This is a genomic window from Pantoea sp. UBA5035 (assembly GCF_002415245.1).
Lineage (GTDB): Bacteria > Pseudomonadota > Gammaproteobacteria > Enterobacterales > Enterobacteriaceae > Pantoea > Pantoea septica.
Window position 1 is genome coordinate 48,336 of record NZ_DICD01000018.1, and the last position, 19,676, is coordinate 68,011.

General features: G+C 58.5%; 17 protein-coding genes and 1 pseudogene. 11 read left to right on the forward strand and 7 right to left on the reverse strand.

What is annotated here, in order from left to right; genetic code table 11:
* The first annotated feature begins 159 nt into the window (after positions 1–159).
* Positions 160–999, forward strand: coding sequence for a MurR/RpiR family transcriptional regulator (locus tag B3229_RS14255; RefSeq protein WP_033753250.1), 840 nt, complete (start codon positions 160–162; stop codon positions 997–999).
* 68 nt (positions 1,000–1,067) lie between these two features.
* Here the strand turns inward: B3229_RS14255 and iolB are convergent, their stop codons facing one another.
* Together iolB and B3229_RS14265 are read right to left on the reverse strand one after the other, a co-directional pair.
* Positions 1,068–1,883: a 5-deoxy-glucuronate isomerase gene (iolB, locus tag B3229_RS14260; protein ID WP_286871749.1), complete on the reverse strand. Its 816-nt coding sequence runs from the start codon at positions 1,881–1,883 to the stop codon at positions 1,068–1,070.
* An 83-nt stretch (positions 1,884–1,966) separates the two neighbouring features.
* Positions 1,967–3,472, reverse strand: a complete 1,506-nt coding sequence (locus B3229_RS14265) for a CoA-acylating methylmalonate-semialdehyde dehydrogenase (protein WP_048783159.1) — start codon at positions 3,470–3,472, stop codon at positions 1,967–1,969.
* Between the two features lie 402 nt (positions 3,473–3,874).
* Between B3229_RS14265 and B3229_RS14270 the strand changes: the two genes are divergently transcribed.
* On the forward strand, positions 3,875–4,690 hold the full coding sequence (locus B3229_RS14270) for a TIM barrel protein (protein ID WP_048783160.1): 816 nt from the start codon (positions 3,875–3,877) through the stop codon (positions 4,688–4,690).
* A gap of 91 nt (positions 4,691–4,781) precedes the next feature.
* Here the strand turns inward: B3229_RS14270 and B3229_RS14275 are convergent, their stop codons facing one another.
* Positions 4,782–5,999, reverse strand: coding sequence for an MFS transporter (locus B3229_RS14275; RefSeq protein WP_286871755.1), 1,218 nt, complete (start codon positions 5,997–5,999; stop codon positions 4,782–4,784).
* 321 nt (positions 6,000–6,320) lie between these two features.
* On the opposite strand from B3229_RS14275, the gene B3229_RS14280 reads away from it, so the two are divergent.
* Entirely contained in the window at positions 6,321–7,367 is a 1,047-nt protein-coding gene (locus tag B3229_RS14280; protein WP_048783162.1) for an AI-2E family transporter, read from the forward strand.
* Here the strand turns inward: B3229_RS14280 and B3229_RS14285 are convergent.
* Positions 7,364–8,047 carry a FadR/GntR family transcriptional regulator gene (locus B3229_RS14285; RefSeq protein WP_286871758.1) on the reverse strand — a complete coding sequence of 228 codons (684 nt, stop codon included), beginning with the start codon at positions 8,045–8,047 and terminating at the stop codon, positions 7,364–7,366. The two genes, B3229_RS14280 and B3229_RS14285, sit on opposite strands and share 4 nt — an antisense overlap.
* Before the next feature lie 167 nt (positions 8,048–8,214).
* Between B3229_RS14285 and uxuA the strand changes: the two genes are divergently transcribed.
* A complete protein-coding gene (gene uxuA, locus B3229_RS14290) occupies positions 8,215–9,399 on the forward strand; it encodes a mannonate dehydratase (protein ID WP_286871761.1) in 1,185 nt (394 codons plus the stop codon).
* A 54-nt stretch (positions 9,400–9,453) separates the two neighbouring features.
* Here the strand turns inward: uxuA and B3229_RS14295 are convergent, their stop codons facing one another.
* Positions 9,454–10,401, reverse strand: coding sequence for an ABC transporter substrate-binding protein (locus B3229_RS14295; protein WP_048783165.1), 948 nt, complete (start codon positions 10,399–10,401; stop codon positions 9,454–9,456).
* 9 nt (positions 10,402–10,410) lie between these two features.
* Positions 10,411–11,175, reverse strand: coding sequence for a class II aldolase/adducin family protein (locus B3229_RS14300; protein ID WP_048783166.1), 765 nt, complete (start codon positions 11,173–11,175; stop codon positions 10,411–10,413).
* A 236-nt stretch (positions 11,176–11,411) separates the two neighbouring features.
* Between B3229_RS14300 and B3229_RS14305 the strand changes: the two genes are divergently transcribed.
* The 6 genes from B3229_RS14305 to hemB all read left to right on the forward strand — a co-directional run bounded on the left by B3229_RS14305 (position 11,412) and on the right by hemB (position 17,948).
* On the forward strand, positions 11,412–13,016 hold the full coding sequence (locus B3229_RS14305) for an EAL domain-containing protein (protein WP_286871765.1): 1,605 nt from the start codon (positions 11,412–11,414) through the stop codon (positions 13,014–13,016).
* The gene (locus B3229_RS14310) at positions 12,994–13,950 is read left to right on the forward strand and encodes a D-2-hydroxyacid dehydrogenase family protein (RefSeq protein WP_286871768.1); all 957 of its coding nucleotides are present in this window, start codon (positions 12,994–12,996) and stop codon (positions 13,948–13,950) included. Before B3229_RS14305 ends, B3229_RS14310 begins: the two co-directional genes overlap by 23 nt.
* 372 nt (positions 13,951–14,322) lie before the next feature.
* Positions 14,323–15,828, forward strand: coding sequence for a glycine betaine/L-proline transporter ProP (proP, locus tag B3229_RS14315; RefSeq protein ID WP_033753283.1), 1,506 nt, complete (start codon positions 14,323–14,325; stop codon positions 15,826–15,828).
* A 199-nt stretch (positions 15,829–16,027) separates the two neighbouring features.
* Positions 16,028–16,225: a hypothetical protein gene (locus B3229_RS14320; RefSeq protein ID WP_286871771.1), complete on the forward strand. Its 198-nt coding sequence runs from the start codon at positions 16,028–16,030 to the stop codon at positions 16,223–16,225.
* Positions 16,194–16,676: a hypothetical protein gene (locus B3229_RS14325; protein ID WP_286871772.1), complete on the forward strand. Its 483-nt coding sequence runs from the start codon at positions 16,194–16,196 to the stop codon at positions 16,674–16,676. Before B3229_RS14320 ends, B3229_RS14325 begins: the two co-directional genes overlap by 32 nt.
* 294 nt (positions 16,677–16,970) lie before the next feature.
* Positions 16,971–17,948 (forward strand): porphobilinogen synthase, encoded by a 978-nt coding sequence (gene hemB / locus B3229_RS14330; RefSeq protein ID WP_048783308.1) that lies wholly within the window; start codon positions 16,971–16,973, stop codon positions 17,946–17,948.
* Between the two features lie 56 nt (positions 17,949–18,004).
* Here hemB and B3229_RS14335 read toward each other — a convergent pair whose 3' ends face one another.
* Positions 18,005–19,027: an alpha/beta fold hydrolase gene (locus B3229_RS14335; RefSeq protein ID WP_286871775.1), complete on the reverse strand. Its 1,023-nt coding sequence runs from the start codon at positions 19,025–19,027 to the stop codon at positions 18,005–18,007.
* 414 nt (positions 19,028–19,441) lie between these two features.
* Between B3229_RS14335 and B3229_RS14340 the strand changes: the two are divergent.
* Positions 19,442–19,676 (forward strand): annotated as a pseudogene (locus B3229_RS14340) (AraC family transcriptional regulator); the annotation flags it as partial.

A 19,676-nucleotide genomic window follows, 5' to 3' on the forward strand; every position in this document is an offset into this window, starting at 1 on the left:
TTTTCACCGCTATTCCCGTCACATTCCCTGCATTATGTGAGGTAATTCATAAACCGATGAAATAAACCCCGCTGTGGGCGCAAACAAATGAAATTTTCCATCCATCTGGTACTATAGCGCTCATTATCCAGCCATATTTCTTTTTGACGGGCCGAAGTAATGACCAATAACCCTACTCAACTCTCCCTGTTACAGGATGATATTCGTCGCCGCTACGAAACGCTGAGCAAGCGCCTGAAGCAGGTGGCTCGTTATATTCTCGATAACAGCAACAGCATCGCCTTCGATACCGTGGCCTCTATCGCCGCGCAGGCTGACGTGCCGCCGTCGACGCTGATTCGCTTCGCCAACGCATTCGGCTTTAGCGGCTTCAACGAAATGAAACAGGTTTTTCGTCAGCACCTGATGGAAGAGACGGTCAACTATACCGAGCGCGCGCGTCTGTTCCGCCAGACCGCCACCGACGACGCCGCCACCTCGCCGGAAAGCCCGGCGGAGATCCTGAATGTCTTCACTATGGTCAACAGCCAGGCATTGCAGCAGCTGGCGATGCAGGTCAATCCTGACCAGCTCAATAAAGCGGTGCAGCTGCTGAACGAGGCGGAGAATATCTATGTCATCGGCCTGCGCCGCTCGTTTAGCGTCGCCTCCTATCTGGTTTACGCGCTGCGCCATCTTGAGCGTCGCGCTTTCCTGATCGACGGCCTGGGCGGCATGTTCACCGAGCAGCTCAGCCTGGTGAACCCGAAAGATGTGGTTATCGCCATCAGCTACTCTCCCTACGCGCGCGAAGCGGTAGAGCTGGTGGAGATGGGCGCGAAGCGCGGCGCGCATCAAATCGCCATTACCGACAGCCAGGTTAGCCCGCTGGCGGCCTTCAGCGACGTCTGCTTTGTGGTGCGCGAAGCGCAGGTGGACGGGTTCCGTTCGCAGGTCGCCTCGCTCTGCCTGGCGCAGACGCTGGCGGTGTCGCTGGCGTTGAATAACGCCAGCGCGTAAATCCAGTTTGTAGCATTAAAAAGGGCAACGCCAGAGTTGCCCTTTTTTATTTCTGAATGCAGTCTCCGCTAGCCGCGCGGATAGCTATCGCTGTTTACCCAGGCGTGATCTTTCTCCCAGGTGAATTTCCACAGCCGCACCGGGCCGGCCATCACGTTCAGATAGTAATTGTTGTAGCCAGCAATGGTCGCCACCGGATGGTAGCCGCGCGGCACGGTCACTACATCGCGGTTATAGGGCGCCATACACTCATCGAGCGAGCGATCGTCGGTGTAGACGCGCTGCATAGCGAAGCCCTGCTCTGGATCGAAACGGTGATAGTAGGTCTCTTCCAGGTAGGTTTCGTTTTCGCTGTTTTCTTCATCGTGCTTATGGCTCGGATAAGAGCTGGTATCGCCTTCGTTGGTATAGACCTCCACCACCAGCAGGCTGTCGGCCGGTTGGTTGTCCGGCAGAATATTGTGCACCAGACGCTGATTGCGCCCCTTGCCGCGCTGCTCGACGCCGACATCCGCTGGCGCAATCAGGCGCGCCGGCAGATTGCCCTGACCAGGGGCGTTGCAGACCGCCAGCTCCAGATCGCTGTCGGCGACGATTTCCACCTCGTCGTCATGAGGCACATACACCGAATAAGGCGGCACGCGCTCGAAGGGCGACATGCGCTTGCCGATGCCGGGAAATTCAGCGTGGCGCGTTTTCACCGAGGCGAGTCCCGCTACCAATACCAGGCAAAGCTCTTTATTGCCGCTGCTTAGCCGCAGCCTGTCGCCTTTTTTCAACAGATAGGCGTCAAAACCGACATAGCGCCATCCCGCGCTTTCCGGGGTGACGTGCTGGATGCGGCCGCTGGCGTCCGGCTGCTGCGCTTTTGCAAGAAAAGACATCCCACTCTCCTTTTTCAATCTGCAAACAAGCCGCTACAGGCGCGTCGCCGCAGGCCTGTAGCGGTAATAATGGCGTTATGGGTTTAGCTCAGGGTCGGCATGCTGAATTCCGAAACCGTCTGCTGGCCGCTCGGCCAGCGCGCCGTGGCGGTTTTCATGCGGGTATAGAAGCGCACGCCATCCGGTCCGTGCACGTTGAGCGCGCCGAACACCGAACGCTTCCAGCCGCCGAAGCTGTGGAACGCCATCGGCACCGGCACCGGTACGTTGACGCCGACCATGCCCGCTTCCACATCCTGTACGAACTCGCGCGCCGTATTGCCGTTACTGGTGAAAATGGCGCTGCCGTTGCCGAACTCATGGCTGTTAACCAGCTGCAGCGCGCTGGCGTAGTCCGGCGCGCGCATAATGCTCAGCACCGGCCCGAAAATCTCTTCGCGCCAGATCGTCATCTCCGGCGTCACATTGTCGAACAGCGTGCCGCCAACGTAGTAACCTTCCGCATGGCCCGGCACCTGGAAGTTGCGGCCGTCGACCACCAGCTTCGCGCCCTCTTGCTCGCCCTTGTCGATATAGCCCAGCACCTTTTTCTGATGCGCGGCGGAGACGACCGGCCCCATCTCATTCTCTTCCGCGCCCTGCATGATGCCAGGCCCGACGCGCAGCGCGTTGATCAGCGGCGTCAGGCGCGCAATCAATTTGTCGGCGGTGTCGTCACCGACCGCAACCACGACCGGCAGCGCCATGCAGCGCTCGCCGGCCGAGCCGAACGCGCCGCCCATGATGGCGTTTACCGTCGCGTCGAGATCGGCGTCCGGCATGACGATGGCGTGGTTTTTCGCCGCGCCGAACGCCTGCACGCGTTTGCCATGGGCGCTTGCGGTTTTGTAGATATGCTCGGCGACGCCGGACGAGCCGACGAAGCTTACCGCCGCGATGCGCGGATCTTTATAAAGCTGCTCGGCGTCTTCGTTAGAAGAGTGCACCACGTTGAACACGCCGTCCGGCAGACCCGCCTCTTTCAGCAGTTCGGCCATACGCACCGCCGCCGAAGGATCGAGCGCCGGTGGCTTAAGCACGAAAGTGTTGCCGCAGGCCAGCGCGATGGGGAACATCCACAACGGCACCATCGCCGGGAAGTTAAACGGCGTAATGCCCGCCACCACGCCGACCGGCTGCATCAGCGAGTAGCTGTCGACGCCGGTGCCGACGTTGGCGGAATATTCGCCTTTGATCAGATGGGGAATGCCGCAGGCGAACTCCACGACTTCCAGCCCGCGCGTTAGCTCGCCCTGCGCGTCCGACCACACCTTGCCGTGTTCGGACACAATCAGTTCGGCCAGTTCGTCGCGATGCTGCTCCATCAGCGCCTTGAAGTTAAACAGCACGCGGGCGCGGCGCAGCGGCGAGGTTTTCGACCAGGCGGGAAAGGCCTCATGCGCGACTTTAATCGCCTCAGCGACTTCCGCGCCGGTGCTCTGGGTAAGCTCGCGCGCCACTTTTCCGGTCGCCGGGTCATAGACAGGGATGGTTTCGTTGCTGGCGCTGTAGGTAATCTGACCGCCAATGAAGTTTCCTGTAATGTTCATTTCATAGCCTCTTAAGATGTGTGAGTTCCCTGCAGAGCCTTAGCGTGACGCCACGCTGTCTGACCAGGCAAAACCGAAAGCATGCTATGAAGCTATTACAGTGAAATAAATTTTTCAAATAAAAGTTTTTGGAAAATTCCCTTTTAGCGGCGTGGATCGCATTTTTCCTGCTGGCGCAAAAAACCGCGCGCTATAAGGGCGTAGAGAGAATGTTGCTATGCGGATAAAGCGCGATTTTCTGTTGATCAGAAGGGACGAAAGCGGCACGGCAGAGACGTAAAATGAAATTAATGCGAGGCAGATCTCAACCTTTACATTCCATAATTCACTATTTATGAAATAAATGTTTTCTTTGCCATCAGCTTATTCCCTTATCTCTTGCATCGCTACAGGAGCCGCAGCATGGCCATCGATCCGACCCGTTTCTGTATTAACCGTAAAATTGCGCCGAACCTCTCATTAGAGGCCTTTTTCCAGCTGGTTCAGCGCCTGGGACTGAACAAGGTTGAACTGCGTAACGACATGCCGAGCGGAAAGGTGTGCGACGACCTGACCGCGGAGCAGACGCGCGAGCTGATAGCGAAATACAATATCGACGTAGTGACTATCAACGCGCTCTACCCCTTTAACCGCATAGATGAGACGCTGCTGGCCAAAGCCGACGCGCTGCTGCGCGACGCGCAGGCGATCGGCGCCAGAGCGCTGGTGATGTGCCCGCTAAACGAAGGCGTCGAGATTACGCCGGAGGAGACGCTGGCAGCGCTCCGCACGCTGGCGCCGCGCTTTGCGCAGCATGGCGTACAGGGGCTGGTCGAGCCGCTGGGCTTTCCGGTCAGCTCGCTGCGCTCGGCAGTGCAGGCACAGCAGCTGATCCGTGACGCACAGGCGCCGTTTAAGCTGGTGATCGACACTTTCCACCACCATCTGTATGAGCATGCCGAGCAGGAGTTTCCGGCGGAGATCGATGTCGAGATGATTGGCCTGGTGCACCTTTCCGGCGTGGAAGACAGGCGCGCCACCGCCGAACTCACCGATGAAGAGCGCATTATGCTGAGCGACCGCGACGTGCTGAACAGCGTGGCGCAGGTAAAGCGGCTGGAGATGCTCGGCTATAAAGGCGTTTACGCTTTCGAGCCCTTCTCGTCCGAGCTTAACGGCTGGACCCCCGCTGAGATTGAGCGCCAGATCCGTCACAGCATCGCGCTGCTGCAGGCCTGACTATCGCGCGGCGGGCTCCTCGTTCGCCGCGTTGCCCTACCCTTATCTGTGTCTTGCGACACTTTTTTGGCCTCGGTCGGAGGCCGCTTTTTTACCCTTCCTTCGCCTCTTCCGCCGCCGTCGGCAGACGACGCGCCAGCCGCAGCGTGCAGAACAGCCCCAGACAGACCAGCAGCGCCGTCAGCAGATAGACCAGCGGCACGCCCGCAAAGCTCATGATAAAGCCCGCGATCGGACCGGTGATCCCCAGCGCTAAATCCATAAAGGCGGTGTAGGTCGCCAGCGCGCTGCCCTGATTCGCCTGCGGCATCGCTTTCACCGCCACCACGCCAAGCGCCGGAAAGACCAGCGAAAAGCCGGCGCCGGTCAGCAGCGCGCCGGTTTTCGCCATCCAGGGCTCGAATGCGCCCGCCACCAGAAACAAACCAACCGCCTCTACCGCCAGGCAGGCAGCCGCGACGCGCAGCCCGCCGAAGCGGTTAATCGCGTTGGGAAAGAGCAGCCGCGCGCCGACAAAGGCGGCGCTAAACAGCGTCAGCGCGAAGGCTGCGCCGTCCCAGCCTTTCGCCTGATAGAAGAGCGTAATAAAGGTGGCGATGACGCCGAACCCCGCCGATCCCATCGCCAGAATCAGACCAAAGCCGTAAATCTTGCCGAGCACGTCGCGAAACGGCAACGGCCGCGCGCGGCTGCCCTTTACCGCCGGACGCGGCAGCGCCAGCGCTATCGCCAGCGCGCAGATGGCGATAATCACCACAGAGAGCAGCAGCAGCCCGCCCTGCCGATAGATAATGACGCCAAGCGGCGCGCCCAGCGCCATCGCGCCATAGGTGCAGATGCCGTTCCACGAGATGACGCGGCCGATATGCAGCGAGCCGACCCGCGCCACGCCCCATAGCGAGGTGCCGGTACCGGTAAAACTCTGACCGACCCCGAGAATCACGCGTCCTGTGCAGAGCAGCGCCAGGCTGGCGACAGGCGAAGCGGCAAGCCGGGTCGCCAGCAGATAGCAGAGCCCGCTGATCAGCACGCCCGCCAGCCCCAGCACCACGATGCGCTTCGGCCCCCAGATATCGGCGTAGCGCCCGGCATGAGGACGGCTCAGCAGCGTCGCCACATATTGCAGGCTGATCACGACGCCCGCCCAGAAGGCGCTGTAGCCGAGCTGGTCATGCACCAGGCCCGGCAGCACCGCCAGCTGCAGGCCAATGGTGAGGTAGCTGGCGAAGTTGTAGATCACGATAGAGATAATCAGCAGGGTTAAGCCGATACCCTTATGAGCCGGTTCCGCTGCAGGTTGATCTGGCATGACAAAGTGCGCTCGTGGTTGACTGAATTTACTCTACAGCTTGCCACCATAAGCGGAATATTTCGAGCCGCCGCCGCATCGGGGCGGCAGTTTTAGTCATCGGTCGTCATTGACGCTCCTGAGTTTTCAGGTGCGCGTCACCGCTCCTGCGCGGTGATTATCAACATAGATGGACCTGCCATCGCCAGAGAAACGATCGGGCAACGCAATCCTGACCAGGGTGAAAAAGTCTGATTATCGCTGCGCTTTCATAGAAGAATCAGGCGTTTAATTACCGTTCAGCTACACTACTCTCTGCGGTCTGGCTTTTCAGGAGAGGGAATGAGCGAACTACAGCAGGAAAAAATTGGGCAAAATATTCTGACTAAGCTGGCGATGCTGGTGATTATTCTCGCCGGGATCCGCGCCGCCTCCGATATTATGGTGCCCTTCTTACTGGCCGCCTTTTTCGCCATCGTGCTCAATCCTATCGTCACCTTCCTGATGCGGCGCGGCTGGCGGCGCGGGCTGGCGATCACAGTGGTGATTACGGTGATATTTATCGTGATTTTGCTGCTGGTAGCGGTGCTGGCCAGTTCGGTGAGCGAATTCTCCGATATCTACCCGCAGCTGCGCGCCACTCTGGAACAGAAGATGAGCGTGGTGCAGCACCTGGCGTCAGGTATCGGCATTCACGTTTCCACTACTACGCTGGTGCAGCGCTTCGATCCCAATATGCTGATGTCGTTCGCCACCGTCGCGCTGACGCAGTTCTCCGGCATGATGAGCAATTTCGTGCTGCTGATCCTGACCGTGGTATTTATGCTGTTCGAAGTGCACCACCTGCCCTACAAGATGCGTAACGCGCTGACCAATCCGCAGATCCGCATTGCCGGGCTGCACCGGGCGCTGAAAGGCGTGACGCACTATCTGGCGCTGAAGACGCTGATCAGCCTGATTACCGGCGTGTCGGTATGGGGCTGCCTGTTTCTGCTCGATATCAAATTCGCGCTGCTGTGGGGCGTGGTGGCGTTTATTCTTAACTACATTCCCAATATCGGCCCGATTATCGCCGGCGTGCCGCCGGTACTGCAGGCGCTGCTGCTCAACAGCCCCTACGACGCGATGCTGGTGGCGGCGCTGTTTACCGCGATTCATATGGTGTTCGGCAATATGCTGGAGCCGCGCGTGATGGGGCGCGGCCTGGGGCTCTCGACGCTGGTGGTGTTTCTGTCGCTGATTTTCTGGGGCTGGCTGCTCGGCCCGGTCGGCATGCTGCTCTCGGTGCCGCTGACCAGCATCACTAAAATCCTGATGGAGACCACGCCTGGCGGCAGCCGACTGGCGATTATGCTCGGCGCTGGCCGCCCTAAACGGCATAAAATCTAGCCCAGCAGCCGCCGCTTCACCTGCGTCAGATGGCTCTCCATCGCGGCGCGCGCGGCGGCGGCGTCGCCTGCGTAGATAGCCGCGGCGATCTGCTGATGGTCGCGGTTCATCTCATCGGTAAAGGTGTTGTCGGCAAAATGGCGCTCCAGCCGCCGGAAGCGCGCGCTGTCGCGCTTGTTCCAGAGAAATTCCATCATTTCGCGCAGCACCTCGTTACCGCTCATTTCGCTAATCAGCAGATGAAAGCCTTTGTCCTGTTCGAGAAAGTCCGCGTCGTTGGCGCGGTAGCGCAGCAGCGTATCGGCCAGCGCGCGCAGCTGTTTGCGCTGCGTCGGGCTGCCGTTGCGCGCCGCCATCTCCGCCAGCATGCCTTCGAAAGCGAGACGCGCCTGCAACAGATCTTCCAGGCTGTAATCCGCCTCCGCCGCAGGCGTGCTGGCCGACGGCAGCGGCTGCGTCACGAAGACGCCGTTGCCGGTGCGAATATCCACCCAGCGGGTCATCTCCAGCGCAATCAACGCCTCACGCACCGAGGAGCGGCTGACCCCCAGCTGCTTCGCCAGCTCGCGCTCCGGCGGCAGCGCCGCGCCTGGGGCAAACTCGCCGCGTTGAATGCTTTCCACGATCGCGTTGGCGATCTGACGATAAAGACGTTCCGTTTTTAGCACTGGCAGCGCCATATTTTTTCTCCTGTCAGCAGCGGTGCAGCGTAGCACAGGCCGCGCCCCCTTTCCGACAGACGCAATTCACTGCGCTGCGATCGCGATCACGGCCTTTCCCGTCAGGCTAGCATACTCTTGGCCCAGCGGCCTGACCACTGGGCCAAATTTGCGGCTAAGGAGTAAAAATGGAACATACATGGCGCTGGTATGGCCCCAACGATCCGGTTTCGTTAGACGATGCGCGCCAGGCGGGCGCGACCGGCATTGTGACCGCGTTGCACCATATCCCCAACGGTGATGTCTGGCCGGTGGAGGAAATTAAAGCGCGTCAGGCGCTGCTGGCGGAAAAAAATCTGGTCTGGTCGGTGGTAGAAAGCATTCCGGTGCACGAGGCGATCAAAACACAGCGCGGAGACTATCAGCGCTATATCGCCAACTATCAGCAGTCGATACGCAATCTGGCCGCCTGCGGCGTCGAAACGGTGTGCTACAACTTTATGCCGGTGCTCGACTGGACGCGCACCGATCTTGCCTGGACGCTGCCGGACGGCGCCAAAGCGCTGCGCTTCGACGCTGACGCCTTCGCCGCCTTTGAGCTGCATATTTTGCAGCGCCCCGGCGCGCAGCAGGATTATTCAGCGGCGGAGCAAGAGACGGCCGCCCGCTGCTTCGCCGCCATGAGCGACGAGGATAAGGCGCTGCTGACGCGCAATATTATCGCCGGTCTGCCGGGCGCAGAAGAGGGTTATACGCTGGATCAGTTCCGCGCGCAGCTGGCGCAGTACGACGGCATCGACAAAGCGAAGCTGCGCGAACATATGGCGGTCTTTCTGCGCGCCATCGTGCCGGTCGCCGAAGAGGTCGGCATCAAGCTGGCGGTGCACCCGGACGATCCGCCGCGCCCGATTCTCGGCCTGCCGCGTATTATCTCTACGGAAGAGGATATGCAGTGGCTGAAAGAGACGGTAGACAGCCTGCACAACGGCTTCTGCTTCTGCACCGGCTCTTACGGCGTGCGCGCCGACAATAACCTGACGCAGATGGCGACGCGGTTCGCGGATCGCATCAACTTTATCCACCTGCGCGCCACGCAGCGCGAAGCCAACCCCAACAGCTTCCACGAGGCGGCGCATCTGGCGGGCGATGTCGATATGGTCGGCGTGATCAAGGTCATTTTGGCGGAAGAGCAGCGCCGTCGGCGCGCGGGCGAGAAGCATGCGATCCCGATGCGTCCCGATCACGGCCATCAGATGCTCGACGACCTGCACAAGCGTACCAATCCGGGCTATTCGGCGATAGGTCGCCTGAAAGGACTGGCGGAGCTGCGCGGCGTCGAGCTGGCGCTGCGCCAGACGCTGTTTAACGATTAATACAGGGCAAAACAGGGCATGGGCGACATAGCGCAGCCTTTTGCCCTGTTACTGCTACTGCGGAAACAGGCTCCGGTCGGTGATCGCCGCCACATCCACCTTATTCGGCAGAATGTTCAGCTCGCTGAAGAGATCCGACACCTTCTGCACCTTTTCAATATCTTCAGGCGTGACGGCACGAATTCCGTGAGAGATGCGTGCGGTGATTTTCTCCGCGTCGGCCGGCGGCAGGCGCGTCAGCTGCGCATATACCTGGTTGTACTCCTCTTTATGGGCCAGCGCCCAGGCGCGCGCTTTCGCCAGCCGCTGGGCGAAATCGGCGATAGCCGCGCGCTTGCCGGGGTCGTCCAGCGATTGCTGGGTGGCGGTCACGAACGACAGCGCAGTGGTCAGCCCTTTGCCGTCGCGCAGCAGCCGCGCGCCGTGCTGCTCGGCGATGCCGAGATAGGGATCGAAGGTCGCCCAGGCGCCAATCTGCCCGGAATTAAAGGCAGCGCTGGCGTCGGTCGGCAGCACAAAGCGCACCGGCACGCTGTCGCGCGGCACCTGTGCTTCACCCAGCGCCTCATAGAGCAGGTGCTGCGAGATGCTGCCGCGCGCCGAGGAGACCACGACCTCCTTCCCTGCCAGATCCTTTACGCTGCGCACCGGCGAATCAGCGGGCACGATCAGTCCGTTCGACCCGGCGTCGCCGACGTTGGTGGCGATGATTTTCAGCGGCACGCCGCCGGATGCCGCCATCAGCACCGGCAGATCGCCCGCGTAAGAGGTATCGACCGCGCCGGCGCGCTGCGCTTCGAACAGCGGCGCCGCGCCCTGAAAGTTAGCCCAGCGATAGCGCCAGGGCGCATCCTTCAGCACGCCGGAGGCCTCCACCAGCGAACGCAGATTGCGCGCCTGGTCGCCCAGCACCAGCGTGACCTCGCTGAGATCGGGCGCCGCCTGCGCCATCGCGCTGGCGCTCAGCAGCAGTGCCGCCACACAGGCTTTAAGTCTGTTCATGGCGGCTCCTTACAGGGCGTTGCGGTTGAGCTGGCGAATATAGGCATCCCAGTGCAGCTGATACTTTTTGTTGCGAATGCTGGTATCAAACGCCTGCGCCGCCTTTTCCGACACCGCGTCCGGCAGAATAATCAGCTCCGCGCCGCCCGACTGCGCGGCCAGCTGCGCCTGACAGGCGCGTTCGAGATAGTAGAGGTTATAAAAGGCTTCTTCGATGCTGCCGCCAGCGGTCAGCAGACCGTGATTGCGCAGGATCAGCGCGTTCAGGCTGCCGAGATCCTTGACGATGCGCTGCTGCTCGTCGAGATCCAGCGCGATCCCCTCGTAGTCGTGGTAGCCGACGCGGTTGTGAAAACGGGTGCTGTGCTGCGAGATCATCAGCAGCCCGCCCTTTTGCGCCGACACGCCGATGCCCGCCGCCGTGTGGGTATGCAGCACCGCGTGCGCATCCGGCCGGGCGCGATGAATGGCGCTGTGGATCACGAAGCCGGCCGGGTTGATCCCGAGCCCGGTAGGATCGTCGATAATATTGCCGTCGATATCGATCTTCACCAGGGTTTCCGGCTGGATCTCGTCAAACGTCTGGCCGTATGCGTTAATCAGGAAATGCGGCCGATCGCCCGGCACGCGCAGCGAGAAATGGGTGTAGATATGGTCGGTCCAGCGCAGCTTCGCCGCCAGATGATAGGCCTGCGCCAGCCTGACGCGCGCCTGCCATTCCGCATCGGAAATACGCTGTTGAAGAGTAGAAGATGCCAGGGTTGCCGTACTCATAGACGCCTCTTTTTACGCTGTTCAGTGTGGCGTCACTGTTACACAGCGTTTTCGCTGCAGGGAAATGCCAAAAGCGGCAAAACAATGTCAATAAATGCAAAGTGCGGTCGATACTTGATCTGTATCACCTGCCAGCCTGAGCAAAACGCTACCCTGCACGGCCTGAGGGCGTGCTATGCTGCGCTGATTAAATTCGCACCTCCTCACAGACGCTTTAACATTCAGAGGAATTAGCGGTGCCGCCGTTAAAACGAAAACGCGACTACGCAAGAATAATTATTATTTTGTCCGGGGTGCTTCCCTTGCTGCTCGGCATTCTGTTCACGGCTATCGACGCGCGGCACACCGTCCAGCAGCAGCAGATCAACGCCGCCAACACCCTGCTCTCGCAGGCGGAAAAGATGAGCGACAGCGCCTGGGATATGATCACCTGGCTACGTCGTTTTCACTACCAGCCCTGCAGCAAATTCGAAGACGAACTGCAGCGCGCCGGCAACCTCAACGCCTATTTCCGTGCTATCGGCAAGCTGGAAGGCGTGAAAATCACCTGCTCCTCGGCCTACGGCATGAATCCCGGCTCGTTAAGCGAGATGATGCTGCGTGCGCCGCCGGTGACCGGCAAGGCCTGGTGGAGCCTCTCTCTTGCCGGCACGGCTGGCGTCCCGCAGCGTCCAGCGGTAATTTTCGTGCGGCAGCTGGCGGATGATGAGGGCTTTTGGGCGATTATCGACGGCCAGTATCTGATGGACTTTATGAGCGCTATCGGCGAAACGCGCGGCTATCGGCTCAGCATGCGCTTCAGCGACGGCGCGCCGATTTCCATCGGCAAGTCGACGCCGCCCCACGCCAGCCTGTTTAGCGCCCAGATTTATCAGGCGCAATCGCGCCGCTATCCCATCAGCGTAACCATCGAGACGCCCGGCTCGGAGATCATGCACGCCTGGCGCCAGGTGACTTTTATTTTCCTGCCGATGACGGCCATCCTCTCTATTCTGCTGATGGTGCTGACTGCCAACTGGCTGCAGCGTCGTATCTCCTGGCGCGATGAGATCCGCCGCGCCATTAATGCGCGCCGCTTTTCGGTCTGCTACCAGCCGGTTTATAACAATCACACTCAGACTTGTTCCGGTGCCGAAGCCTTGCTGCGCTGGACGCTGCCGAACGGCGACGCGGTTCGGCCCGATATCTTTATCACCGCCGCTGAAGCGGAGGGCATGATTGTGCCGCTGACGCGTCATCTGCTCGATTTGATCGCCGAAGATGTTCAGCAGTGGCAGGTCGAGCCAGGCTTTCATATCGGTATCAACGTCGCCGCGGATCATCTGCAGCATCCGGACTTTGTGGAAGATATGCTTAACTTCGCCGATAAAATTAAGCGGACGTCGCTGCAAATTACCCTGGAACTCACAGAACGCAGCCTGATTAAAGACGGCGAAGATGTGGCGAGAAAACTCGATCGTCTGCGCGCCGACGGGATGAAAGTGGCGATCGATGATTTCGGCACCGGGCACTGCTCGCTCAGCTATCTGCAAACCTTCTCGCTGGACTACCTGAAAATCGATCGCGGCTTTATTAACGCCATCGAATCGCTGTCGGGCGAAACGCCGGTGCTGGATGCGATTATCGCCCTCAGCCATAAGCTGAAGCTGGAGGTGCTGGGCGAAGGGGTGGAGAACGAAATGCAGTATCTCTACCTGCGCCAGCGCGGCGTGACCTTTATTCAGGGCTACTATTATGCTTTGCCCCTGAATAACCGCGCGCTCATCGCCTGGCTCGCAGAGCATGCGCATCAGCCGATGCACACAGAGGACGCTGACGATGCTCAACTGCACTCTTCTTGACGACTACCAGAACGTCGCCCTGTCGCTGGCCGACTGGGCGTCACTGCAGCCCGCCGTGCAAACCCGATCGCTCCATCACCCTGTCGCCGACGACGACGCGCTAATCGCCGCGCTGGCCGACAGCGATATTATCGTGGCGATGCGCGAGCGTACTCCGCTCACCGCCGCCCGTCTGGCGCGACTGCCGCGGCTGAAGCTTATTGTGACCTCGGGCATGCGCAATGCCGCCATCGATCTGGACGCCTGCCGCGCGCGCGGTATCGCGGTATGCGGCACCGAGAGCAGCAGCGCGCCGCCGCTGGAGTTGACCTGGGGTTTGCTGCTGGCGCTGGCGCGTCATATCGTGCCGGAGAATCAGGCGCTGCGCAGCGGCGGCCCCTGGCAGCAGCATCTTGGCATTGGGCTGGAAGGCAAAACCCTGGGGCTGATTGGCCTGGGCAAAATCGGCGGCGGTATGGCGAAAGTAGCGCAGGCGTTCGGCATGCAGGTTTGTGCCTGGAGTCAAAACCTTACCGCCGAACGCGCCGCGGCGTGCGGCGCGACGCTGATGCCGTCGCTTCCGGCGCTGCTGGCGGCGAGCGATGTCGTGTCGCTTCATCTGGTGTTAAGCGCGCGCACGCGTCATCTGCTCGACGCCGCCGCGCTGGCGCAGATGAAGCCAGGCGCGCTGCTGGTAAACACCGCGCGCGCGGGCCTGGTGGATCAGCAGGCGATGATCGCCGCCCTGCGCACTGGCCAGCTGGCGGGTGCCGCGCTGGACGTGTTCGACGTCGAACCGCTGCCTGCCGATCATCCGCTGCGGCAGCTGCCGAACGTACTGGCGACGCCCCATCTCGGCTATGTCGCTGACAGCAACTACCGGCGCTATTTCACCCAGGCGGTCGAGGATATCGCCGCCTGGCTGCGGCACCAGCCGCTGCGATCGCTGCTTTAACGCCGCCTTCTGACACAAACACAGGCAGATTAACCGAAGCGCGGCCGCGACTTTTTTTCTCTTTGCGCGAAGCGCCGCAAAATTTTGCAAAAATCAGCGGCGTTAAGCTGCTTTTTAACGCCTTTTCAGGCGGCATTTCAATCTGCTATCGTCGGCAAAAAAGACCGCTATCAGACCAAACATGACAAATATCAATGAAAAACGGTATACTCTGCCACTTGTCGCAATAATTTCAACACTAATTATTGCGCTTCGTAGCCAGTGGAAAATTCTGCCGAACGGCTATGCTTAAATTTTCTCAATGCCGCGGACTGCATCGTTCAACCGGTTCGCGACCTTGAGGACTTTCATGTGCTATTACAGGGTAAATCTATGAAATTACGTAGGAAGCGTGTCAAACCTATTGGGCTGGATGACGTCACGATTATCGATGACGCCCGCTTACGCAAAGCCATTACGGCAGCGTCGCTGGGCAACGCGATGGAGTGGTTCGATTTCGGCGTGTACGGCTTTGTCGCCTATGCGTTGGGTAAAGTCTTTTTCCCCGACGCGTCGCCAGGCGTGCAGATGATCGCCGCGCTCGGTACCTTCTCAGTTCCTTTCCTTATTCGCCCGCTGGGCGGCCTCTTCTTCGGTATGCTGGGCGATAAGTACGGTCGCCAGAAGATTCTCTCTATCACCATTGTGATTATGTCGATCAGCACCTTCTGTATCGGCCTGATACCTTCCTACGCCTCGATTGGCATCTGGGCGCCGATTCTGCTGCTGCTCGCCAAGATGGCGCAGGGCTTCTCGGTGGGCGGCGAGTATACCGGCGCCTCGATCTTCGTCGCCGAATATTCGCCCGACCGCAAGCGCGGCTTTATGGGCAGCTGGCTCGACTTCGGCTCTATCGCCGGCTTCGTGCTCGGCGCGGGCATCGTGGTGCTGATCTCGGCGATTATCGGCGAAGCGAAATTTATGGAATGGGGCTGGCGCCTGCCGTTCTTCCTCGCGCTGCCGCTCGGCATTATCGGTCTGTACCTGCGCCACGCGCTGGAAGAGACGCCGGCCTTCCAGCAGCACGTTGAGAAGCTGGAGCAAGGCGACCGCGAAGGTCTGCGCGACGGCCCGAAAGTGTCGTTTAAAGAGATCGCCACTAAGCACTGGAAAAGCCTGCTTGCCTGTATCGGTCTGGTGATCGCCACCAACGTCACCTACTACATGCTGCTAACCTACATGCCGAGCTATCTGTCGCATAACCTGCACTACTCGGAAGATCACGGCGTGCTGATCATCATCGCCATTATGCTCGGCATGCTGTTTGTACAGCCGGTGATGGGGATGCTCAGCGACCGCTTTGGCCGTCGTCCGTTCGTTATCATTGGCAGTATCGCCCTGCTGATCTTCGCCATTCCGGCCTTTATGCTGATCAACAGCGGCGTGCTGGGGCTGATTTTCGCCGGACTGCTGCTGATGGCGGTGATCCTTAACGCCTTTACCGGCGTGATGGCGTCGTCGCTGCCGGCGATGTTCCCGACGCACATCCGCTACAGCGCGCTGGCGAGCGCCTTTAACATCTCGGTGCTGATTGCCGGTCTGACCCCGACCCTCGCCGCCTGGCTGGTAGAAACCACCAATAATCTCTATATGCCAGCCTACTACCTGATGGTAGTGGCAGTGATCGGTTTGATTACCGGCATCTATATGAAAGAGACGGCGAACAAACCGCTGCGCGGCGCGACCCCTGCCGCATCCGATCTCGATGAGGCGCGTGAAATCCTGCAGGAGCATCACGACAACATCGAACAGAAGATCGAAGATATCGACGAGGAGATCGCCCGTCTTGAGGCGAAGCGTAAGAATCTGGTGCAGCAGCATCCCGACATCAACGAGTAATCTGTTTAAAGCCCGCCGCTCGGCGGGCTTTTTTTTAGATCGCGAAAATATGCATGATTTCTACGAAGAGCTATCTCCTCCGATAGCTGCGGTAGTCCTTTTTTCTCCAGAAAAATGGCGGGGAATTTTATCAAAAGCTACACCCTTTTATGCACCTGTGCTTATGGTATACTTGGTGATTAATTGAACAGGAGGATGTATGAAAAATACACCGGTAAATGCAGAAAATCTTTCGAGCATGTTGACTAAAGCTCGCCGAGCAGGCTCGGTTCAAATCACAGGCGGCTCTTACGACGAGCGTCGTGCACAGTTCATGAAAGATGTTTTAGGCAAGGAAGATATGCGTTTGGCTGAAGGAACAAGCTATGGCTATAAGAAAAAAGATTTCGCACGTTGAAACCAGCACTTTGTTTAAGGCAATCAGTAATGAGTATGGTTTCGATGATGAAGTTATCCTTTCTTATTTCCAGGATATAGATGACCTGCAGCGTTTATGGGAAAAAAATAACGAGGTATGGGTCTATTCCAAAGATGAACGTTATCAGTATGGCTGGATTAAAGAATCACATCTTAAGCAAGACGGTTCTCTCGTTCCTCTTTACATCGGATTGCACCATACACGGGTGATGGATGATGACAAAGAGAGCGATCCGCTGTTAGTTGTCTCTTTTGAAACACGCGAAGGCCTCGCTGATCCTGTGCTTGTGATTTTAACCATGGTGGACCATTCAGACATGTTTGGCGAATTAGGTGAAGAAAAACACGACAGAGTAAAAATGGCCCAAATACATAAAAAGTTGGATGATCTGCTGCAGGGAAAACACTCGGTCGATAAAGGCCAGCAATAAGTTTCGGCGGTCTGGGCACCTGTTGCTGCTCGGCACAATTAACAAGGCGCTGTCAGAACCTGAGTTTCATGAGATCTGCCGTGACGACCTGCTTTTCTACGCTAAAATCCGTTAAAAATTCAGAGCTACCCAGGTGTTATAAAAAAGCTAGCTTAAGGGTGATGAGGCTTACCAGCATAAATGTTTACCTACGTCCTACCGCAAACTTAATGCTTTACGCCGCACACAATCTTCATTCTCGCGCGTTAAAAGGAGTAGACTAGCGCTACTTTTTTCACCTGCGTAAGAATGAATATGTCTGACTTTTCTCTGATCCAGCGTCCAAGAAGGCTGCGTTCCAGCCCGGCGATGCGTGAACTCTTCCAGGAAACCTCCCTCAGCCTGAACGATCTGGCGCTGCCGATTTTCGTTGAGGAAGGCGTTGACGACTATAAAGCGATTGAAGCGATGCCGGGCGTGATGCGCATTCCGGAAAAGCGTCTCGCCTATGAAATCGAGCGCATCGCCAAAGCGGGCATTCGCTCGGTGATGACCTTCGGCATTTCGCACCACACCGACGCCACCGGCAGCGATGCCTGGAATGAAAATGGCCTGGTGGCGCGCATGTCGCGCATCTGCAAAGAGACGGTGCCGGAAATGATCGTCATGTCCGATACCTGCTTCTGCGAATACACCAGCCACGGCCACTGCGGCGTGCTGTGCGATCACGGCGTCGACAACGATGCGACCCTGATCAATCTCGGCAAACAGGCGGTAGTCGCGGCAGCGGCGGGCGCAGACTTTATCGCGCCGTCGGCGGCGATGGATGGCCAGGTCAAGGCGATCCGCCAGGCGCTGGACGCGGCGGGCTTTACCCAGACCGCCATCATGTCCTACTCCACCAAGTTCGCCTCGTCCTTCTACGGCCCGTTCCGCGAAGCGGCCGGCACCGCCCTGAAAGGCGATCGCAAGACCTATCAAATGAATCCGATGAACCGCCGCGAAGCGATTCGCGAGTCGCTGATCGACGCGGCCGAAGGCGCGGATTCGCTGATGGTGAAACCGGCCGGCGCCTACCTCGACGTGCTGCGCGAAATCCGCGACCGCACCGAACTGCCGCTGGCGGCGTACCAGGTCAGCGGCGAGTACGCGATGATCAAATTCGCCGCTCAGGCGGGCGCGATCGATGAGCGTAACGTCGTGCTGGAAAGCCTGGGTGCGATTAAGCGCGCCGGCGCCGACCTGATTTTCAGCTACTTTGCCCTCGATCTGGCAGAACAGAAAATCCTTTGATCGCCCAGCATCCTGCCGCCGCAACGACGGCAGGATAGCTTTTCGCCTTTGCGCCGTTAGCGCTGCGCTAACGCCTCGATCAGCGTCTGATTGAATTTAGCCGGCGACTCCATCTGCGGCGCATGACCCATGCCTGGGAACTCAATCAGGCGCGCGCCGGGAATGCGCTTCGCCGCTTCTTTGCCCAGCACCTCATAGTGACCCAGCTTCGCTTTCACCTCCGCCGAGGCGATATCGCTGCCGATCGCGGTAGTATCGGCGGTGCCGATCATCAGCGTGGTCGGCACCTTCAGATCGCCGAACTCGTAAAACACCGGCTGGGTAAAAATCATGTCGTAGATCAGCGCCGAGTTCCACGCCACCTTCTTATGTCCAGGACCGGCATTCAGGCCCGCCAGCATGTCGACCCATTTGTCATACTCCGGCTTCCACTGGCCGCTGTAGTAGGTGTGCTGCTCATACTTTTTGATACCTGCCGCGTCGAGCTTCAGCTCGCGCTGATACCACTGATCCACGCTGCGCCAGGGCGCGCCTTTGGCTTTCCAGTCTTCCAGTCCGATCGGGTTCACCAGCACCAGCTGCTGCGTCTCGGCGGGATACATCAGCGCATAGCGCGTGGCGAGCATGCCGCCGGTAGAGTGGCCGACAATTACCGCTTTCTTTATACCAAGATGCGCCAGCAGCTGGTGCGTGTTGTCCGCCAGTTGCTGGAAGCTGTACTGATAATTAGCGGGTTTAGTGGCGCTGCAAAAACCGATCTGATCCGGCGCGACGACGCGATAGCCCGCCTGGCTCAGGGCGCGAATGCTCTCTTCCCAGGTCGCGCCGCAGAAATTCTTGCCGTGCAGCAGCACCACGGTCTGACCATTGGCGTTGTTTGTCGGTTTTACATCCATATAGCCCATACTGAGCGGCTGCTGCTGAGAGGAAAAATCAAAGCGCTGAAGCGGGAAAGGATAGTGAAAGCCTTCCAGCTGCTCACCATAAGTCGTTGCGGCTAAAGCGGGCGCAGCGCTAAACAGGGTTATCGAGGCGAGTAAGGCAAGGAGCGGTTTTTTCAGGCCAGAGGTCGGACGCATGCAATGATCTCCATACAGGCAAAAGAGCGGCAGTGTGACACGCGCGCAGGACGCTCGTATTGTTGCGCTGTGTCATGTAAATGATTTTTGTAAAAGAAGCGTAGCGGGCTCTGTATCATTTTGCCTGCCGACCAGCCGCGCAACAGACGCCTGCGCCGATCAATTCCCGCGATAAATATTGCAAAAACTCTAAATATTTCCGGCACGGCGAGGGAAACAAGTTACGTTTATTTATTGCTTTTGTTTATTTTTTACAACTAAAAACCAACACCCCTCTCTTTTTGATAAATATTCCATATTTCGCTCCTCTTGCAAAAAAATAAACATGCATTTTCTGATACTTCTTTACCCAAGCCGGGCATAGCGAAAGATTAAAATCCCTACACTATGCGCAACTGTTTGATGAGGTGGATTATGCGTGAAAAAAAATATAATGAAGAAGTGATTGATAGCGTTACCGAGTGGATTAACAACCATCTCGATCAGCGGCTCAGCATTGATGATATTGCAGAGAAATCAGGCTATTCCAAATGGTATCTACAGAAGCTGTTCGCCCGCTGCCGCAATGAGACGCTGGCGCGCTATATTCGCAAGCGAAAGCTGGCGGCCTGCGTGCATACCCTGAAAAGGGTAATGACTCCAACTTATT